This is a genomic window from Arthrobacter sp. Soil764, assembly GCF_001428075.1.
GTDB lineage: Bacteria > Actinomycetota > Actinomycetes > Actinomycetales > Micrococcaceae > Arthrobacter.
The window spans coordinates 37,946-55,796 of sequence record NZ_LMSI01000004.1 but is presented as its reverse complement, the minus strand read 5'-3'; the positions used below and the strand labels follow the sequence as shown (position 1 = coordinate 55,796).

Here is a 17,851-nt window from a genome sequence, read left to right as displayed (position 1 = left end):
GGTGCCGCCCTCAAAGCGGCCGGAACGCCCCGTTCCGCAGGATGGCCACCGAATCGCTTTGGTCCAGTTCAGCGGCAATGTCCACATCCTCTGCATAGCCGGCGCCGGACAGTTCACGGCCGCTGGAACACTGCTGCAGCATTTCGCGCAGCCGCGGTTCCGCGGATTCAAACACCGCCATGGCGGCCACGGCCTCCGGCGCGTAGCCGTGCCTGCCATCCTCAGCTTCGTAACCGCCCCTGCCGGCGGCCGCCAGTCCGGCAATGAAAGCCCCCGCGCCGATCTGGTCCTCCACGGCAGGGCGCAATGTGCCGTCCGGCCAGCGTTCACCGGCGGCAACCACCGCCAGCACCGCGTCCGCCGGAAGGTTCGCCGCCACCCAGTCGGCAGTGGCTGCTGCGTTCCGAAGGCACACGGCGGCCACCAGCGGCACGTCCGCGCCGAGCGCGTGGCACAGTTCCGATCCATTGGGGGAGGGCAGGACCACTCTTTCCAGTGACTCTGCAGCGCGGAAGCTGGCGGGGGAGAGGCTCAGGCCGCCGCCGCCGCGGGGGCCGGCCAGCTGCGCCTGGTGATGGGCGGCGAAGCCTTCGGCGCCGGTGTCCCGCCAGGGATAGGGGAAGACTTCAGCGCCCCGGTCCAGCGCCACGCTGACGCAGGTGCCGAAGGAAAGGACGTCCACCACCACCGCCATGTCGGCGCCTGATGCCACGGTCCTGGCTCCCTCCAGCCCCCAGTCCAGCCTGACCGTGAAAGGGAGCTGCCGGTGCACGGCATTGGCGGAGTGCGTGTGCCGTGTGCTGGAGCCGGTTGCGTTCACGCCAGTTCGCCTTCCAGGTTTCGGTTCGCGGCGTCCTGCCACAGTTCCCGGGCCCGCGGGTGGTGGAAGAGCGGGTCCAGTTCCAGCAGATGGCGCACGACGGCGGCCCTGCCGGCTGAGAAGTCGGCGTCACCGATGTGCGCGTAGTCTTTCCGGACGGCGGCGAGGTAGCGGGCGTACTCCTCCGGATCGCCGCCCAGGACCGAAAGGTCCGCGTCGCAGAGGAGGGCGCCGTCGTCATCCCCTGGCTCCGGCCGGTGGTCCGACGTAAGACGGACAAGCCGCGCCACTTCCGCCACCTCATCTTCCGGCAGTCCGGTTCCGGCCAGCCGGCTTTCCGCCAGCCGGGCAGACTCCTCCTCGTCCTGGCCGGCAGCGCCGCGGTACACGGCATCGTGGAACCACGCCGCCAGCAGCACTGTCCGGGGTGCCTCGCCCGGTTCGGTGAGCAGGTCCAGCGCCTCCAGCACCGATAACAGGTGCGTGCAGCCGTGGTAATGGCGGTGCGGTTCGCTCCAGCGGTCCAGAAGATCCAGGAACAGGGCGTCATGGCCGGGCATGACGGCTTCCCACCGGGTCAGCAGCGGGACCTTCAGCGACTTGTTCCGCCGCCGTGCAGGGATCCGCAGCCCGCTGGCAATGAGTTTGCGGACCAGCACCCTGCCCTCCACTGGAACCGCGCCTGCCGCCACCAGCTCCTCGATCCGGCGTTCCGGCACGTCGTAATGGTCGCCGTCGAACGCCCGCTCCGGGATCCCGGAGGCGGCGGCGAATGCATGCAGCTCGTCGAGGGACGTGTCCGAGACCAGGTGGGAGAAGTGTGTTCCGTGTGCAGGCCACAGCGGCGGGTCGATGTAGATGGCCATGGAAGGAGTCTAGTGCTGCCTCTGGCGCCCAGGCCGGAAACGGCGCAGCCAGCCGCAATCCTCAAATACCTGCTGAAGCTAGGCGTATTGCCGCAATTGCGGATTAGAATCACTGTATGGCCCTTATCCGCGTTTCCGAAGCTGCCCGTTTCCTGGGCGTAAGCGACGATACCGTCCGGCGCTGGACGGAGCATGGAACACTGACACCCCTCCGGGACGAGTCCGGACGGCTCGCCGTGGACGGCCTGGAGCTGGCAACGCATGCGCAGAAGCTGACCCAGCTTCCCGACGACCCCAGGAGCGGCAGCAGCTCGGCGCGGAACAGGTTCATGGGCCTGGTCACCAACGTCATCATGGACAAGGTCATGGCACAGGTGGAACTGCAGTGCGGGCCGTTCCGGGTGGTCTCGCTGATGAGCAGCGAAGCCGTGCGCGAGCTGGGCCTGGAGCCGGGCTCGGTGGCCACCGCCGTGGTCAAGGCAACAACGGTCATTATCGAGTCCCCGAAGGGACCGGCCACCGCATGATCCGGCGGCCCATCCTGCTGGCGGCCGCGCTGCTGCTGCTGGCCGTCCTCTCCGGCTGCGCGGCAACCGGCAGCGCTCCGGGAGCAGGCTCCGGCGCCAAGCCAGGCGGCACCATCACCGTCTTCGCGGCCGCCTCCCTCAAGGCCACCTTCACCCAGCTCGCCCACACTTTCGAGGCGGAAAATCCGGGCACGGCGGTTACCCTGAGCTTCGCCGGGTCCTCGGACCTGGCCAGCCAGATCAGCCAGGGAGCCCCCGCGGACGTCTTCGCCGCAGCGGACACGGACACCATGCAGAAGCTGCAGGACGACGGTCTCACGGACGGCACGCCCCGGAACTTCGCCACCAATACCCTTGCCATCGCAGTGCCGCCCGGCAACCCGGCCGGGATCACCGCGCTGAAGGACCTGGCCCGGCCAGGCGTCAAACTCGTCACCTGTGCCAGGCAGGTGCCCTGCGGGGCAGCCACGGCCAAGGCGGCGGAGGCGGCCGAAGTCGCGCTGCGTCCCGTCAGTGAGGAAAACGCGGTCACCGACGTCCTGGGCAAGGTCACTTCCGGCGAGGCCGACGCCGGCCTGGTCTACGGCACGGACATCAAGGCCGCCGGGTCCAAGGTGGCCGGCATCCAGTTCCCGGAGTCGGCAAGTGGGGTGAACACCTACCCCATCACCGGGGTTGCCGGCAGCCGGAACAAGGCCACGGCCGGGGCCTTCCTGGATCTGGTGACCGGCCCGGAAGGGCAAGAGGTTCTCGCGGCTGCGGGATTCGGCCCGCCGGGTGCCGGTCAAGGAAGCGGCACATGACCCGCCAGCAAGCCGGCCCGCTGCCGGTCCACCTGCGCACCCCAAGTCCGGCCTACTCAGGCATCCCCGCCTGGGTCCGGGCGCTGGCCGTCCTGGCCGCCGTCGTCGTCGTGCTTCCGCTTTTGGCTATGGTGCTCCGCGTGGATTGGGCACAATTCCTTCCCCTCGTGACCTCCGCGTCGTCGTTGACGGCGCTGGGGCTGAGCCTGCGGACCTCGGCGGCGAGCACCCTGCTGTGCATCGTGCTGGGCGTCCCGCTGGCCCTGGTCCTTGCACGGGACACCTTCCGCCTGCAGGGGCTGCTGCGCTCGCTGGTGCTTTTGCCGCTGGTACTTCCCCCGGTGGTGGGCGGTATCGCGCTGCTTTATACGTTCGGCCGGCAGGGGCTGCTGGGGCAGACACTGAATGTGCTCGGCCTGCAGATCGCGTTCTCCACCACGGCGGTGGTCCTGGCGCAGACGTTCGTTGCGCTGCCGTTCCTGGTGGTGAGCCTTGAGGGGGCACTGCGGACCTCAGGCTCACGGTACGAGGCCGTGGCCGCGACGCTGGGCGCCCGGCCCGGCACGGTGTTCCGGCGTGTCACCCTTCCGCTGGTCCTGCCCGGGCTGGCGTCCGGCGCGGTCCTGTCCTTCGCCCGGAGCCTGGGCGAGTTCGGCGCTACGCTGACCTTCGCGGGCAGCCTGCAGGGGGTGACCCGGACCCTGCCGCTGGAAATCTACCTGCAGCGCGAAACGGACCCGGACGCCGCCGTCGCCCTGTCCCTGGTCCTGGTGGCCGTGGCCGTGGCGGTGGTTGCGCTTGCGTACCGGCGCCCGCCAGCGGGCCGTGCCGGATCAGGAAGACGGACGACGGCGCCGGCCCCGGCAGGAGGGGACGTCCGGTGACGTTGTCCTTCCAGGCAGTGGTGGCCCGGCGTGGCTTCGACGTGGTCCTCACAGTCCGGCCGGGCGAAACCGTGGCGGTCATGGGGCCCAATGGCGCCGGCAAGTCAACCCTGCTGACCGGCATCGCGGGATTGTTGCGGCCTGACAGCGGCCGGGCTGAACTCAATGGCAGGACGCTTTTCGACCTCGACGACGGAAAGCGCACGTGGGCAGCGCCGCACCACCGCGGGACCGCCCTGCTCGCCCAGGAACCCCTGCTCTTCCCCCACCTCACAGCCCTGGACAATGTCTCCTTCGGCCCCCGCAGCGCCGGCGTTTCCAAAAGGGCGGCGGAGGAGAAGGCCCGGCGGTGGCTGGCTGAGGTCGAAGCCGGGGACCTGGCCGCGCGGCGTCCCGCGCAGCTCTCCGGAGGCCAGGCCCAGCGGGTGGCCGTGGCCCGGGCGCTCGCGGCCGACCCCGCACTCCTCCTGCTCGACGAGCCGCTGGCGGCCCTGGACATCCACTCCGCCCCGCTGCTGCGCCGCCTGTTCAAGCGGGTCCTTGCCGGACGGCAGGCCATCATCGCCACCCACGACGTGCTGGACGCACTGATGCTCGCGGACCGCGTGGTCATCCTGGAGGACGGCCGGATCGTAGAGGAAGGCCCCACGCGCGCCGTACTGGAACGCCCGCGCAGCTCTTTCGCCGCCGGGCTCGCAGGACTGAACTTCATTCCGGGCACCCTGGACGGGCCGGGGGTGCGGACCAGTGCGGGACTCAGAATTACCGGCCATGATGACGGATCCTTTACCCCGGAAGCAGGCCCGGACGGCGACCCTGCCCCGCTGCCCAAGCCGGACGCTCCCGGCGTCGCCGTCTTTCCGCCGTCGGCCGTCTCCGTGTTCCTGGACGATGCGCACGGCAGCCCCCGGAACTCGTTCGCCGTCACCATCAGCGACCTCGAGCCGCACGGCGACCAGATCCGCGTCCGCGCCGGCGGCCTGGCCGCGGACATCACCCCTGCCGCCTCCGCAGACCTGGGCCTTGCCCCCGGCATGACGGTGCACTTCGTGGTCAAGGCCGCTGCCGTCTCCGTATACGGAACCTAGGGCGGCGGGACCTCCGGCTCTGGACAGGTATTTCGCCTTGGGCAAACATGGCTACTGGACCTCGCCGTCCAAAGTTGAGCGTAGTAGACTCAACTTAGTCAACAAGCCCCCGAAAGGAGCTCTCTTTGGACGTCAAATTCACCACCAAGAGCCAGGAGGCTCTTTCCGCCGCGGCAATGAACGCCTCGACGGCCGGGAACCCGCAGGTGGAACCGGCCCACCTCCTCAAGGCGCTGATGGACCAGCGTGAGGGCGTCGCCGTCGCGCTGCTTCGCGCCACCGGCGCGGACCCGGACGCCGTCAGCGTCCAGGCCAGCAGCGCCATCAAGGCACTGCCCGCCACCTCCGGCGGCTCAAGCCAGCAGGCGCAGCTGTCCCGGCCCGCCCTGCAGGCCATCCAGCATGCCAAGGAGGAAGCGGACCGCCTGGGCGACTCCTTTGTCTCCACCGAAGTGCTCCTGGTGGGTCTCTCGGCCGGCAACGATGCCGCGGCCCGCCTGCTGCGCGACGCCGGCGCCTCCCGCGAAGCGCTTCTCGCTGCCCTGCCGGGCGTCCGCGGCGACCGTAAGGTGGACAGCCCCGACCCCGAAAATACCTTCCAGGCACTCGAGAAGTACGGCACCGACCTCACCGCCATGGCCCGTGCAGGCAAACTGGACCCCGTGATCGGCCGCGACTCGGAAATCCGGCGCGTGGTCCAGGTCCTCTCCCGGCGCACCAAGAACAATCCGGTGCTCATCGGCGAACCCGGCGTGGGCAAGACCGCAGTCGTGGAAGGCCTCGCCCAGCGGATGGTGGCCGGCGACGTCCCGGAAAGCCTGCGCGGCAAGACGCTCATCTCCCTGGACCTTGGGTCCATGGTGGCCGGCGCCAAGTACCGTGGCGAGTTCGAAGAGCGGCTGAAGGCGGTCCTGGAGGAAATCAAGGGCTCCGAGGGCCAGATCGTCACCTTCATCGATGAGATCCACACAGTGGTGGGGGCGGGCGCCACCGGCGACTCCTCCATGGACGCCGGCAACATGCTCAAGCCCATGCTGGCCCGCGGCGAGCTGCGCCTGATCGGTGCCACCACGCTGGACGAGTACCGCGAGAACATCGAAAAGGACGCAGCCCTGGAACGCCGCTTCCAGCAGGTGTACGTGGGCGAGCCCAGCGTCGAGGACACCATCGGCATCCTCCGCGGCCTCAAGGAGCGCTACGAAGCGCACCACAAAGTGTCCATCGCGGACTCCGCCCTGGTGGCCGCCGCCACCCTGTCCAACCGCTACATCTCGGGCCGCCAACTGCCGGACAAGGCCATCGACCTGGTGGACGAGGCCGCGTCCCGGCTGCGCATGGAGATCGACTCCGCCCCGGAGGAGATCGACCAGCTGCGGCGCCAGGTGGACCGGCTGACCATGGAAGAGCTCGCGCTGGAGGGCGAGACCGATGCCGCCTCCGTGGAACGGCTGGCCGCGCTCCGGGCCGACAAAGCGGACAAGGAAGAGGAACTCTCCGCGCTCAATGCCCGGTGGGAGGCCGAAAAGGCCGGCCTGAACCGGGTGGGTGACCTGAAGGCCAAGCTGGATGAGCTGCGCTCTGCCGCGGACAAAGCCCAGCGCGAGGGCGACCTGGAGGCTGCCTCCCGCATCCTCTACGGGGAAATCCCGGCGCTGGAACGGGAGCTGAACGCTGCGGCTGAAGCCGAAGCCGCCGTCACCGATAAGTCCGCGCAGATGGTGGCGGAGGAAGTGACGGCGGAGGACATCGCCGAGGTCATCTCCGCTTGGACCGGCATCCCCGCCGGCCGCATGCTGCAGGGCGAAAGCCAGAAGCTGCTGCACATGGAGGAGGAGCTCGGCAGGCGGCTCATCGGCCAAAGCAAGGCTGTTGCTGCTGTGTCAGACGCCGTCCGGCGTGCCCGGGCCGGCATCAGCGACCCCAACCGGCCCACGGGTTCCTTCCTGTTCCTGGGCCCCACCGGTGTGGGCAAGACCGAGCTGGCCAAGGCCCTGGCGGACTTCCTGTTCGACGACGAACGCGCCATGGTGCGGATCGACATGTCCGAGTACGGCGAGAAGCATTCTGTGGCCCGGCTCGTGGGGGCACCTCCGGGCTACGTCGGCTACGAGGAAGGCGGGCAGCTGACCGAGGCCGTCCGCCGTCGTCCCTACTCCGTGGTGCTGCTGGACGAAGTGGAGAAGGCGCACCCCGAGGTGTTCGACATCCTCCTGCAGGTGCTCGACGACGGCCGCCTCACCGACGGGCAGGGCCGCACCGTGGATTTCCGCAACGTGATCCTGGTGCTCACCTCCAACCTGGGCAGCCAGTTCCTGGTGGACCAGTCCCTGGATGCCGAGGCCAAGCGCAACGCCGTCATGGCCACGGTGAACGCGTCCTTCAAGCCGGAGTTCCTCAACCGGCTCGATGAAGTGGTGCTGTTCGACGCCCTCACGGTGGAGGAACTGGCCCACATCGTGGAGCTGCATGTGGCCGAACTGGGGCGCCGGCTGCACGAACGGAGGCTCACCCTCGATGTCACCGACAGCGCCAAGGCGTGGCTGGCGCTGTCCGGCTACGACCCCGCCTACGGCGCCCGGCCGCTGCGCCGCCTGGTGCAGCGCGAGATCGGCGACCGGCTGGCCAAGGCCATCCTCGCCGGTGAGATCAGCGACGGCGACACCGTGCTGGTCGATACGGCGCCGGACTTTGGCGAACTGGCCGGGGGCAACGTGGACACAATGACGGGCGCCCGCAGCTCCGGATTGTCGGTCCGGCGGAAGGATTAGCCGCCAGCGTGGTGATGTGGGACGTGCTGCCCTGGCGGGTGAACCGTCAGGGCAGCACGCTTGCGTTAATCACATTGCCGGTGTCGGCCGCGACGTAGCAATCCACCCGGCGGTCGCCGGATCCCCAGCTGGTGCTGCTGGGGAAGCTGCGCTGGTAGTTGAGCGGGAACTGCTTGGCGGCCGGCCCGAGCTTTGCCGCCTGGCAGACTTCCAGGGCTTTGGCCTTGAGCGGCTCGGCCCCTGGATACTTGGCGCTGTCCGGGTAGTGGAGGGTGGCTACGAGCTGCGCCGAGTGGCCGGTATCGCACGGCACCACGGTGGATGTGAGGGCCTGTGGATCGAAGTCCTTGAAGCACTCACCGACCGCGTAGGCGGCGGGAGCAACGCCCTCGCGTGGAAGGGGCTCGGGAGTGGCGGGCGGCGTGACGGCGGTTTGCAGCACGCCCAGCGGGTCATTCTTTGCCGCCTCGCTGCCCGGTGAGGAATTCAGCCAGACGGCAAGCCATACCAGTGAACCTGCCACCGCGAGGATGACGACGACGAGAAGCGCCTTCCACAAAGCGGGCTTCCTGTTGACGTGTTTTTCGGGGGCGGGATCGTGGCGGGGTTGGGACCAGGTGATGGATTCTGGAGCGGGGGCCGGACCGGTACCGCCCTGGACCTTTGGCACGCTTCCGGTCTGAGGGGGCGAGGCGGGTTTGGGCGGGATGTCCTGGTGGTTCACGGGTGCGCATCCTCCTGGTGTTTGGTTCCGCGGCTCGCCAAAGGCCAGATAAAACCGGCAGTTCTTAAGTGACTCTACCGAAGAAAAATGCCGGAATCCCGCGGGTGGAGGTGCGTCATGGTACCCCACCCGGCCGTTCGGACCCCGAGGCGGCAAGCGGGGCCCGCCGAAAGCATGTAATCTAGGTGTACGACAAATTGACCAAACATTCCGGGGCCTCACCGATCGCCAAGGTGACCACCTCCGGTCCAAGTACAAAAGGGGGTCACGCCATGGGGCGCGGCCGTCAAAAGGCAAAAGCTACCAAGCAGGCTCGGGACATTAAGTACTACTCCCCGAACACTGACTACTCGGCACTTCAGCGTGAGCTGACGGGCCCTAATAGTCGTTCAACGAGCCGTTACTCGAATGAGCCGGTCGAACCGGACTATTCGGCTTATGTGGATAAGTACGCGGATGATTTGGATGACGATGACGACGAGGTAGACCACCGTCGCATCGGCTAGTCGTGATACCCGGATAGGGTGACCGCCTTCATCACGTAGCCCGCTGCCATGCCGGATTTCCGGTACGGCAGCGGGCTTTCCGTGTTGTTTGCGGCATTGGTTGGTAACCTGACCGCATGACTGTTCGGACCACATACGCCAGCGGCGAGCCCTGCTGGGCGGATCTGCAGACCCCCGATGTTGCTGCCGCCAAAGACTTCTACGGACGGCTCTTTGGCTGGACCTACCAGGACTTCCCCACCCCGGACGGCCGCAGCTACGCGCACGCCTTTGTCCGCGGGCAACTGGTGGCCACCATAGCGCCGCAAAGTCCCTTGCAGCTGGAAGCCGGGACTGCCGCCGAGTGGAACGTCTACTTTGCGGTCCCGGACGCCGCGGACCTGCTTCATGAAGCCCGCCATTCCGGGGGTACCGTACAGTTTGGGCCCGAGAAGGTGGGCGACACTGGCGTGTTGGGCTTCCTGGCCCCTCCGGGCGGCGGGACCACGGGGATCTGGCAGGCAGGCACCCACTACGGCAGCCATCTTTTCAACGAGCCCGGCGCCCTGGCCTGGGCGGAGCTCTTCACGCCCGAGCCGCAGGCCGCCATCGGCTTTTTCCAGCAGCTTTTCGGCCATGGTGTCACCGAGTACCCACAGCACGACGGCGGCAGCTACAGCACGTTGCTCATCGGCGGCAGTGAGGTGGCAGGCATTGTCCCTGCCGACGAAGACGAGGAAGCCGACTGGCAGATCTACTTTGGCGCGGCCGATATTGCGGCGGCGGCAGCGGCCGCCATGGCAGCAGGCGGCGAAGTGCTGGTGGAGCCGGATGACCACCCGGCTCCAGGATCACTTGCCACCATCGAGGACCCCCAGGGTGGAGTCCTCAACCTCATCCAAGTGGCTTAAACACATCGAGTGCTCCCCACCGGCTCCCTAACCTCGTAAGCTCGGCCAGGGAACCCTGCTGGCGTGGGCCCACGCACTTGTCGTTATCAGGGGTGAAAACGACAAGTGCGGAGCACTCGATGGAGGGTCTTAGGCGTAGGCGTTGACCAGGCGGACTGCGCCGCCGTCCACGCCCTTGGCGCCCTGGACGTAATCCGGGCCGGACTTGAGGATGGAGTCTGAATCCTCGGTGACGGTGCCCATGATCCAGGACGGCAGGCCCCGGTCGTTCAGGCGGGAAACTGCGGCGTCAGCGGCTTCGGGGGACACGATGGCCACCATTCCGACGCCGAGGTTCAGGGTGCGCTCCAGGTCCGCCAGGGGCACGTTGCCGAGCTCGGACACCAGCTTGAAGATGGCGGGCAGTTCCCAGGTGGCGCGGTCCACGGTAGCCACGAGGCCCTGGGGGAGGACGCGGGCCAGGTTCGCGGCCAGGCCGCCGCCGGTGACGTGGCTGAAGCCGTGAACGGCCGCGCCGGCGCTGACCGGGAAGGTGCGGGCCAGGTCAAGGCAGTCGGCGGCGTAGACGCGGGTGGGCTCGAGGAGTTCCTCGCCCAGGGTGCGGCCGAGTTCGGATACCTGCCGGTCAAGGGCCCAGCCGGCGTGGTTGATGACGCGCCGGACCAGGGAGTAGCCGTTGGAGTGCAGGCCGGATGAGGCCATGCCGATCACCACGTCCCCGGCCCGGACACGGTCCGGGCCCAGGAGTGCATCGGCCTCGACGACGCCGGTGGCTGCGCCGGCAACGTCGTATTCGTGCTCGCCCAGCAGGCCCGGGTGTTCGGCGGTCTCGCCGCCCACCAGGGCGGTGCCGGCAACGGAGCAGGCGGCGGCAATGCCGCGGACAATGCCCGCGATGCGCTCCGGGACCACCTTGCCGCAGGCAATATAGTCAGTCATGTACAGCGGCTCGGCGCCCACCACCACGATGTCGTCCACCACCATGCCCACCAGGTCGAATCCGATGGTGTCGTGAATGTCCATGGCCTGGGCAATGGCGACCTTGGTGCCCACGCCGTCCGTGGAGGTGGCCAGCAGCGGCCTCTTGTAGGTCAGCAGCCGGGAAACGTCGTAGAGGCCGGCGAAGCCGCCCACCCCGCCGATCACCGAGGAGTTGTGGGTTGCCTTGACGGCATCCTTCATGAGCTCGACGGCGCGGTCCCCGGCTTCAACGTCAACGCCTGCGGAAGCGTAGGTGATGCCGGAGTTCTTTGCGGCGGGGCTAGCGGAAGTCATACGGACTCTTTCTTGTCGGCGCTGGTGGCGGCGGGTACGTCGGGCACAAGGTCGGCTTCGGTCAGCAGGTTCTCGAATTCGGAGTCCGGGCCCGGGTCGCAGCCGGTGGCCCCGGGCTTCTCCGCGGGGTCCTCGGTGGCGTCAACGGCCAGGGCGGCGGTTTCACCGGGAAGCGCGGACGGGGAAGGCTTCAGGCCGCCCAGGTCCGTGCGTTCCAGCAGGTTCTTGCCCAGCTTGTCCGCATCGGGGAGCTTGATGGGGTACTTGCCGGTGAAGCAGGCGGTGCAGAGGCGCTCGCGCGGCTGCCGGGTGGCACCGATCATGCCGTCCTCGGAGATGTATGCCAGCGAGTCCGCGCCGATGGCCTGGGAGATCTCCTCGATGGTGGCGCCGTTGGCAATCAGCTCTGCCCGGGAGGCGAAGTCGATGCCATAGAAGCAGGGCCACTGGACGGGCGGGGACGAAATCTTCACGTGCACTGCCGCGGCGCCCGCTTCGCGGAGCATCCGCACAATGGCGCGCTGGGTGTTGCCGCGGACGATGGAATCATCCACCACCACCACGCGCTTGCCGCGGATCACGGATTCAAGGGCGTTGAGCTTGAGCCGGATGCCCAGCTGGCGCAGGGTCTGCGAGGGCTGGATGAAGGTACGGCCCACGTAGGAGTTCTTGACGAAGCCGTGCGCGAACGGGATGCCGGATTCTTCGGCATAGCCAACAGCCGCGGGGGTGCCGGATTCCGGCACGGGGATAACGATGTCCGCCTGCTGCGTGTTCTCGCGGGCCAGCTGGCGGCCCATCTCCACGCGGGATTCGTAGACCGAGCGGCCTGCAATGGCGGCGTCCGGGCGCGCAAGGTAGACGTACTCGAAGACGCAACCCGCCGGCGTCGGCTCTGCGAACCGCTTGGACCGCACGCCGTCCTCGTCGATGGCAATGAACTCGCCCGGCTCGATCTCCCGGATGAAGCTGGCGCCCACGGTGGCCAGGGCCGACTGCTCGGAAGCAACAACCCAGCCGCGCTCCAGCCGGCCCAGGACCAGCGGGCGGATTCCATAGGTGTCACGGGCCGCATAGAGCGTTCCTTCATCCATGAAGACGAAGCAGAAGCCACCCTTGATCTTGGGCAGCAGCTCTGTGGCGGTTTCCTCCAGGGTCTTGCCCGGCTCGCCCTCCAGCAGGGCGGTGACCAGGGCGGTGTCCGAGGTGTTGCCCTGCTTCATTTCGCCGGTGAGCTGGCCGCCGTTGCGTTCCTGGATCATCGCGTTGAGCTCGGCGGTGTTGGTCAGGTTGCCGTTGTGGGCCAGGGCGACCGTGCCGGTGGCGGTGGCGCCCAAGGTGGGCTGTGCGTTGGCCCAGTGGCTGGCGCCGGTGGTGGAGTAGCGGCAGTGGCCGACGGCCAGGTGCCCGGTCAGGGTGTTCAGCGTGGTCTCGTCGAAGACCTGGGACACGAGGCCCATGTCCTTGTAGACGTTGATCCGCTTGCCGTCGCTGGTGGCTATGCCAGCCGACTCCTGACCGCGGTGCTGCAGTGCATACAGCCCGTAATAGGTAAGTTTTGCTACTTCTTCGCCTGGGGCCCAGACGCCGAAGACGCCGCAAGCGTCCTGCGGGCCTTTTTCGCCGGGGAGAAGATCATGGGAAAGTTTTCCATCGCCGCGTGCCACTGGTCGATTATCTCACGATATGGGGTACGACTTTTCCGGCCGCTGGTTTGTGACTTGCTAAGCCTGGGGATCCGTGTCCGGTTCGGAATCCGGAACGGCCTCCACCACGGCTCTCTCCTGCCGCTTCACGCTGCGGCGGTCCAGGACCAGCGCCAGTGCGGCGCCCAAAATTGCGCCGCCTGCGGCAAACATCACCATGAAGAATCCGAACACCGCGCCCGGGTCGAAGGTCTCGTCGCCCGGCACCGCATACGCCACTACCGCGGCTGCGGCAACACCCACGAGCGCGCCCAGGATCAGGAAGGGAACGTACTTGGGTGCCCGGCGGACGGTCACTTCGCGCCGCTCGGCGGGAGAGTCTTCAAAAGCCATGCCATCCAGCCTACTGCCCGCAATTTGCTGCACGTAATGCGGGCGGGGAGGGTGGCGGCAACGGGGCGGCAGTAATGGAGCGTCTCGAAAAACCTCGGACGACAACTGTTCAACAACTGCTGTGGGACTGATATATCTATTGACATGGATTGAGGGCCCTGCCATATTCGGCAGTAGGCGCCATGCGCATCGTGTTGTGCATTACGCAATCATCTGGAGCGAGGGCATCGTGACAGCAGCTCCCCGCGAGTGCCCGTCAGCTACATTGGCATTTGGTGCCGATTCACCGGATCCGGCCGGATCCAGGAAAGGAACACAAGAACCATGGTCCACAAAGTCCAGGCAGTTGTCGTTAAAGAGAAGAACGCCCCGGTGTCGCTGGAAACCATCGTGGTGCCGGATCCGGGGCCGGGGGAGGCGCTGGTGGACATCCTCACCTGCGGTGTCTGCCACACGGACCTGCATTACAAGCAGGGCGGCATCGGCGATGACTTCCCCTACCTGCTGGGACACGAGGCCACGGGCGTGGTCAGTGCTGTTGGCCCCGATGTCACCTCGGTGGCGCCCGGTGACCGGGTCATCCTGAACTGGCGGGCAGTTTGCGGCGAGTGCCGGGCCTGTGCAAAAGGCCAGCCGCAGTACTGCTTCAATACGCACAACGCCACGCAGAAGATGACCCTGGAGGACGGTACGGAGCTTTCGCCGGCCCTGGGCATCGGTGCGTTCGCCGAGAAGACGCTGGTTGCCGCCGGCCAGTGCACCAAGGTGGACCCGGAGGTTGACGCTGCTGCTGTGGGCCTGCTGGGCTGCGGCATCATGGCCGGCATCGGCGCCGCCATCAACACCGGCGAGGTCAAGCGTGGTGAGTCCGTGGCAGTGATCGGCTGCGGCGGCGTGGGCATCGCGGCGATCGCCGGGGCCAGGCTGGCCGGTGCGACGACGATCATCGCCGTGGACATCGACGACAACAAGATCGACATGGCCAAGTCCCTCGGTGCCACCCACGGCGTGAACTCCCGCCAGGAGGACGCCGTGGAAGCCATCCGCGCCCTCACCGGAGGCCACGGAGCAGACGTGGTGATTGACGCCGTCGGCCGTCCTGAAACCTACAAGCAGGCCTTCTATGCCCGTGACCTGGCCGGCCGCGTGGTCCTGGTGGGCGTCCCCACGCCGGAGATGACGCTTGAACTGCCGCTGCTGGACGTCTTTGGCCGCGGCGGGTCGCTGAAGTCTTCCTGGTACGGCGACTGCCTGCCGTCCCGCGACTTCCCCATGCTGGTGTCCCACTACAAGCAGGGCAACCTGGACCTGGACGCGTTCGTGTCCGAGCGCATCGGCATCGACGAGGTGGAGGAAGCCTTCGGCAAGATGCACGAGGGCAAGGTGCTGCGGTCCGTCGTCGAGATCCAGCCGGTTGGGGCGTCAGCATGAGCGTCACCATTGAAAACCTGGTCACCTCGGGCACATTTTCGCTCGACGGCGGCACCTGGGACGTGGACAACAACGTCTGGATTGTGGGCAATGACGAGGAATGCGTCATCATCGATGCCCCCCATGACGCTGCCGCGATCATCAACCAGGTCCGCAGCCGGAAGGTCAAGGCCATCCTGCTGACCCACGCGCACAACGACCACATCGGCGCCGCACGCGAGGTGGCAGAGGCGCTGGGCGCCCCGATCTACCTGAACCAGGAGGACCTGGTCCTGTGGGAGCAGGTCTACCCTGACGCCACACCGGACCGGTACCACGCCGATGGAGACGTGTTCGAGGTGGGCGGGGCGAACCTGCGCGCCATCCACACGCCCGGCCACTCGCCCGGGTCCACCTGCTTCTATCTGGAGAGCGAGGGGACGGTCTTCACCGGGGACACCTTGTTCAACGGCGGCCCGGGTGCCACCGGCCGGTCCTACAGCGACTACCCCACCATCCTGAAGTCCATCCGTGAACGGCTGCTGACGCTTCCTGCCGAAACAGTGGTCCGTACCGGCCACGGTGACAGCACCACCATCGCCGCTGAGCAGGAAACGCTGGCAAAGGTCTCCCAGTAGCCAGCGGGAAGTCAATGAAGTGCCAGCGAAAGGCGCGCCGGGAACACCCGGCGCGCCTTTCACTGGCGGTCGAACAGCGCAAGCCGGTAAGGAAGTTGGAACAATGAAGTTCGGAAAGCAGCCCGCCCCCGTTGCGGACATCAATGAGGACAACCTCGAAGTCCACAAGCCCAAGACCGAAGCCGCCGGGGTCAAGGCCGTCATGGTGGCCCTGGAACGCGCGGTGGCGCAGGCAGGGGTTACCCGCACGGCGCACTCGCTGCTCCGGTTGAACCAGCGCGGCGGCTTCGACTGCCCGGGCTGCGCCTGGCCGGAATCGGACAAGAAACGCAAGACAGCGGAATTCTGCGAGAACGGCGCCAAGGCGGTGGCCGAGGAGAACACCCTGCGGACCGTGGGCGCGGAGTTCTGGGCCAAGCACTCCATTGCGGAACTGTCGGAGAAGACCGAGTACTGGCTGGGCAACCAGGGCCGGCTGTCCGAGCCGGTGGTCATCCGCGAGGGGGAGACCCACTACTCGCCGATCTCCTGGGCAGACGCGTTCGAACTGATCGGCGAACACATCCGGGCCACCACCCCTGACCGCTGCGTCTTTTACACCTCCGGCCGCACCGCGAATGAGACCGCGTTCCTGTACCAGTTGTTCGCCCGGTCCCTGGGCACCAACAACCTGCCGGACTGCTCCAACATGTGCCACGAGTCCTCCGGTTCGGCCCTGAACCCCACCATCGGCATCGGCAAGGGCACGGTGTCCCTGGACGACATCCACGATGCCGAACTGATCTTCGTGGTGGGGCAGAACCCCGGTACCAACCACCCGCGCATGCTGTCGGCGTTGAAGGAATGCAAGGACAAGGGCGGCAAGGTGGTGGCCGTGAACCCGCTGCCCGAGGCCGGCCTGTTCAACTTCAAGGACCCGCAGACCGTCTCCGGTGTGGTGGGCGGCGGCACGCCCCTGGCCGATGAGTACCTGCAGATCAAGGTGGGCGGCGACCTGGCTCTGTTCCAGGCCCTCGGCCACCTGCTCCTGGAGGCCGAGGAAGCCAACCCGGGGACCGTCGTCGACCATTCCTTCATCGCCGCGCAGACCGACGGGTTCGACGCCTACCGCGAAGCCCGCCGCACCCTGGACTGGGACGAAACCGAAAAGGCCACGGGCCTGGCCCGTGCGCAGATCGAGGCCGTGGCCGGGATGCTCATCAAATCCAAGGCCAGCATTTTCTGCTGGGCACTGGGCGTGACGCAGCAGCCGCACTCCGTGGACACCATCAAGGAAATGGTCAATGTCCTGCTCCTGCAGGGCAACTTCGGCAAGCCCGGCGCCGGGGCTTGCCCCGTCCGCGGCCACTCCAATGTCCAGGGCGACCGGACCATGGGCATCTGGGAAAAGCCCAAGGAATGGCTCCTCGAAGCGCTGGACAGCGAGTTCGGAATCACCTCGCCGCGGCACCACGGCTACGACGCGGTGGAGTCCATGGAGGCGTTCGAACGCGATGAGGTGGACGTGTTCGTCTCGATGGGCGGCAACTTTTCCCTGGCCTGCTCCGACACCGAAGCCCTGGAAGCGGGCATGCAGCGGATAGGGCTGACCGTGCACATCAGCACCAAGCCCAACCGCTCGCACATCGTGCACGGCCGCACCTCGCTGATCCTGCCCACCCTGGGCCGGACCGACAAGGACGACAAACACCCCACGGGCGCGCAGTTCCTCTCCGTGGAGGACTCCATGTCCGTGGTCCACTCCACCCAGGGACGGCTCACCCCCGTCTCCGATCACCTGCTGGCCGAGCCCGTGATCGTGGCCCGGATGGCCGAAGCCACGTTCGGCCCGGACCACGCCGTGGACTGGAAGGCCATGGCCGAGGACTACGACGTGATCCGCGACCACATCGCCCGCGTCCTGCCCGGCTTCGAGGACTTCAACACGCGGGTCCGGACCAAGAACGGGTTCGTGCTGCCCAACCCGCCCCGCGACACACGCTCCTTCAAGACGGACATCGGCCGCGGCCGGTTCACCGTGAGCCCGCTGGAGTACCTCACGCCGCCGCCGGGGCACCTGGTGCTGCAGACCATCCGCAGCCACGACCAGTACAACACCACGTTCTATGGCCTGGATGACCGATACCGGGGCATCTCCGGCGGCCGCCGCGTGATCCTCATCCACCCCGAGGACCTCGCGAAATCCGGCTTCCAGGACCGCGAACTGGTGGACGTGGTGAGCACCTTCCAGGGCGTGGACCGCAGGGCCGACAAGTTCCGCCTGGTGGCCTACCCCACTGCCAAGGGCTGCGCCGCGGCGTACTTCCCGGAAGCGAACGCCCTGGTCCACAAGGAAAACGTGGCCCGCGTGTCCAATACCCCCGGCTTCAAGGCGATGTTCGTCCGCTTCGAACCGCACCGGGCCGAAGCGGCGGTGGCTGCAGAGCCCGCAGCGGCCCTGGAACCAGCTCCGGCGGGGTAACTACCACCTGCGCCGAAAAGGCCCCGCCTCCCTGCTGCAAACAGCTCGGAGGCGGGGCCTTTCCGTTCCGCGAGATGGCATTTAGCGGCAATGTTCCGCGGCGGCACTGCCGCTAAATGCCATCTCGCGGGGACGAAAAAGGGTGGTTGGGC

Annotated in this window: 16 protein-coding genes; 10 read left to right on the top strand and 6 right to left on the bottom strand. The window is 67.4% G+C overall.

The features are described from left to right. Positions 1–10: 10 nt before the first annotated feature. Both ASG86_RS04470 and ASG86_RS04465 read right to left on the bottom strand, forming a co-directional pair. The gene (locus ASG86_RS04470) at positions 11–820 is read right to left on the bottom strand and encodes a 2-phosphosulfolactate phosphatase (protein WP_056330851.1); all 810 of its coding nucleotides are present in this window, start codon (positions 818–820) and stop codon (positions 11–13) included. Then, a complete protein-coding gene (locus ASG86_RS04465; RefSeq protein WP_056330847.1) occupies positions 817–1,686 on the bottom strand; it encodes a DUF4031 domain-containing protein in 870 nt (289 codons plus the stop codon). The genes ASG86_RS04470 and ASG86_RS04465 overlap by 4 nt, the downstream gene beginning before the upstream one ends. 116 nt (positions 1,687–1,802) lie before the next feature. On the opposite strand from ASG86_RS04465, the gene ASG86_RS04460 reads away from it, so the two are divergent. The 5 genes from ASG86_RS04460 to clpB all read left to right on the top strand — a co-directional run bounded on the left by ASG86_RS04460 (position 1,803) and on the right by clpB (position 7,756). Continuing rightward, entirely contained in the window at positions 1,803–2,213 is a 411-nt protein-coding gene (locus tag ASG86_RS04460; RefSeq protein ID WP_056330845.1) for a TOBE domain-containing protein, read from the top strand. Continuing rightward, positions 2,210–3,016: a molybdate ABC transporter substrate-binding protein gene (gene modA, locus ASG86_RS04455; RefSeq protein ID WP_056330842.1), complete on the top strand. Its 807-nt coding sequence runs from the start codon at positions 2,210–2,212 to the stop codon at positions 3,014–3,016. Before ASG86_RS04460 ends, modA begins: the two co-directional genes overlap by 4 nt. After that, positions 3,013–3,900, top strand: a complete 888-nt coding sequence (locus ASG86_RS04450; RefSeq protein WP_056330839.1) for an ABC transporter permease — start codon at positions 3,013–3,015, stop codon at positions 3,898–3,900. The genes modA and ASG86_RS04450 overlap by 4 nt, the downstream gene beginning before the upstream one ends. After that, positions 3,897–4,988 carry a sulfate/molybdate ABC transporter ATP-binding protein gene (locus ASG86_RS04445; protein ID WP_056330836.1) on the top strand — a complete coding sequence of 364 codons (1,092 nt, stop codon included), beginning with the start codon at positions 3,897–3,899 and terminating at the stop codon, positions 4,986–4,988. The genes ASG86_RS04450 and ASG86_RS04445 overlap by 4 nt, the downstream gene beginning before the upstream one ends. Positions 4,989–5,113: 125 nt before the next feature. Next, on the top strand, positions 5,114–7,756 hold the full coding sequence (clpB, locus tag ASG86_RS04440; protein ID WP_056330833.1) for an ATP-dependent chaperone ClpB: 2,643 nt from the start codon (positions 5,114–5,116) through the stop codon (positions 7,754–7,756). A 46-nt stretch (positions 7,757–7,802) separates the two neighbouring features. On the opposite strand, the gene ASG86_RS04435 is transcribed toward clpB, so the two are convergent. Further along, on the bottom strand, positions 7,803–8,480 hold the full coding sequence (locus ASG86_RS04435) for a septum formation family protein (RefSeq protein ID WP_056330830.1): 678 nt from the start codon (positions 8,478–8,480) through the stop codon (positions 7,803–7,805). Between the two features lie 272 nt (positions 8,481–8,752). On the opposite strand from ASG86_RS04435, the gene ASG86_RS20065 reads away from it, so the two are divergent. Together ASG86_RS20065 and ASG86_RS04430 are read left to right on the top strand one after the other, a co-directional pair. Next, positions 8,753–8,986 carry a DUF3073 domain-containing protein gene (locus ASG86_RS20065; protein WP_082566668.1) on the top strand — a complete coding sequence of 78 codons (234 nt, stop codon included), beginning with the start codon at positions 8,753–8,755 and terminating at the stop codon, positions 8,984–8,986. A 116-nt stretch (positions 8,987–9,102) separates the two neighbouring features. Then, positions 9,103–9,876, top strand: a complete 774-nt coding sequence (locus ASG86_RS04430) for a VOC family protein (protein WP_056330827.1) — start codon at positions 9,103–9,105, stop codon at positions 9,874–9,876. A gap of 129 nt (positions 9,877–10,005) precedes the next feature. Here ASG86_RS04430 and purM read toward each other — a convergent pair whose 3' ends face one another. Genes purM through ASG86_RS04415 form a run of 3 tightly spaced genes read right to left on the bottom strand, consistent with a single transcriptional unit; the run spans position 10,006 to position 13,190 of the window. Further along, the gene (purM, locus tag ASG86_RS04425) at positions 10,006–11,151 is read right to left on the bottom strand and encodes a phosphoribosylformylglycinamidine cyclo-ligase (RefSeq protein WP_056330824.1); all 1,146 of its coding nucleotides are present in this window, start codon (positions 11,149–11,151) and stop codon (positions 10,006–10,008) included. Continuing rightward, positions 11,148–12,818, bottom strand: a complete 1,671-nt coding sequence (gene purF / locus ASG86_RS04420; RefSeq protein ID WP_056330821.1) for an amidophosphoribosyltransferase — start codon at positions 12,816–12,818, stop codon at positions 11,148–11,150. The genes purM and purF overlap by 4 nt, the downstream gene beginning before the upstream one ends. Positions 12,819–12,875: 57 nt before the next feature. Continuing rightward, positions 12,876–13,190: a hypothetical protein gene (locus ASG86_RS04415; RefSeq protein WP_056330816.1), complete on the bottom strand. Its 315-nt coding sequence runs from the start codon at positions 13,188–13,190 to the stop codon at positions 12,876–12,878. A 324-nt stretch (positions 13,191–13,514) separates the two neighbouring features. On the opposite strand from ASG86_RS04415, the gene ASG86_RS04410 reads away from it, so the two are divergent. The 3 genes from ASG86_RS04410 (at position 13,515) to ASG86_RS04400 (ending at position 17,699) form a co-directional block, all read left to right on the top strand. Then, positions 13,515–14,621 (top strand): S-(hydroxymethyl)mycothiol dehydrogenase, encoded by a 1,107-nt coding sequence (locus ASG86_RS04410; protein ID WP_056330815.1) that lies wholly within the window; start codon positions 13,515–13,517, stop codon positions 14,619–14,621. Further along, positions 14,618–15,238, top strand: a complete 621-nt coding sequence (locus ASG86_RS04405) for an MBL fold metallo-hydrolase (protein WP_056330813.1) — start codon at positions 14,618–14,620, stop codon at positions 15,236–15,238. The genes ASG86_RS04410 and ASG86_RS04405 overlap by 4 nt, the downstream gene beginning before the upstream one ends. A gap of 103 nt (positions 15,239–15,341) precedes the next feature. Next, complete coding sequence (locus ASG86_RS04400) at positions 15,342–17,699, top strand: FdhF/YdeP family oxidoreductase (protein ID WP_056330811.1); 2,358 nt, start codon at positions 15,342–15,344, stop codon at positions 17,697–17,699. Positions 17,700–17,851: the final 152 nt, after the last annotated feature.

Excerpts from the sequence above, each read along its gene's own strand:
- ASG86_RS04430 (WP_056330827.1), top strand. The coding sequence starts at position 9,103 with ATGACTGTTCGGACCACATACGCCAGCGGCGAGCCCTGCTGGGCGGAT.
- ASG86_RS04460 (WP_056330845.1), top strand. The coding sequence starts at position 1,803 with ATGGCCCTTATCCGCGTTTCCGAAGCTGCCCGTTTCCTGGGCGTAAGC.
- ASG86_RS04415 (WP_056330816.1), bottom strand. The coding sequence starts at position 13,190 with ATGGCTTTTGAAGACTCTCCCGCCGAGCGGCGCGAAGTGACCGTCCGC.
- ASG86_RS04400 (WP_056330811.1), top strand. The coding sequence starts at position 15,342 with ATGAAGTTCGGAAAGCAGCCCGCCCCCGTTGCGGACATCAATGAGGAC.
- ASG86_RS04450 (WP_056330839.1), top strand. The coding sequence starts at position 3,013 with ATGACCCGCCAGCAAGCCGGCCCGCTGCCGGTCCACCTGCGCACCCCA.
- ASG86_RS04465 (WP_056330847.1), bottom strand. The coding sequence starts at position 1,686 with ATGGCCATCTACATCGACCCGCCGCTGTGGCCTGCACACGGAACACAC.
- modA (WP_056330842.1), top strand. The coding sequence starts at position 2,210 with ATGATCCGGCGGCCCATCCTGCTGGCGGCCGCGCTGCTGCTGCTGGCC.
- ASG86_RS20065 (WP_082566668.1), top strand. The coding sequence starts at position 8,753 with ATGGGGCGCGGCCGTCAAAAGGCAAAAGCTACCAAGCAGGCTCGGGAC.
- ASG86_RS04405 (WP_056330813.1), top strand. The coding sequence starts at position 14,618 with ATGAGCGTCACCATTGAAAACCTGGTCACCTCGGGCACATTTTCGCTC.
- ASG86_RS04410 (WP_056330815.1), top strand. The coding sequence starts at position 13,515 with ATGGTCCACAAAGTCCAGGCAGTTGTCGTTAAAGAGAAGAACGCCCCG.
- purM (WP_056330824.1), bottom strand. The coding sequence starts at position 11,151 with ATGACTTCCGCTAGCCCCGCCGCAAAGAACTCCGGCATCACCTACGCT.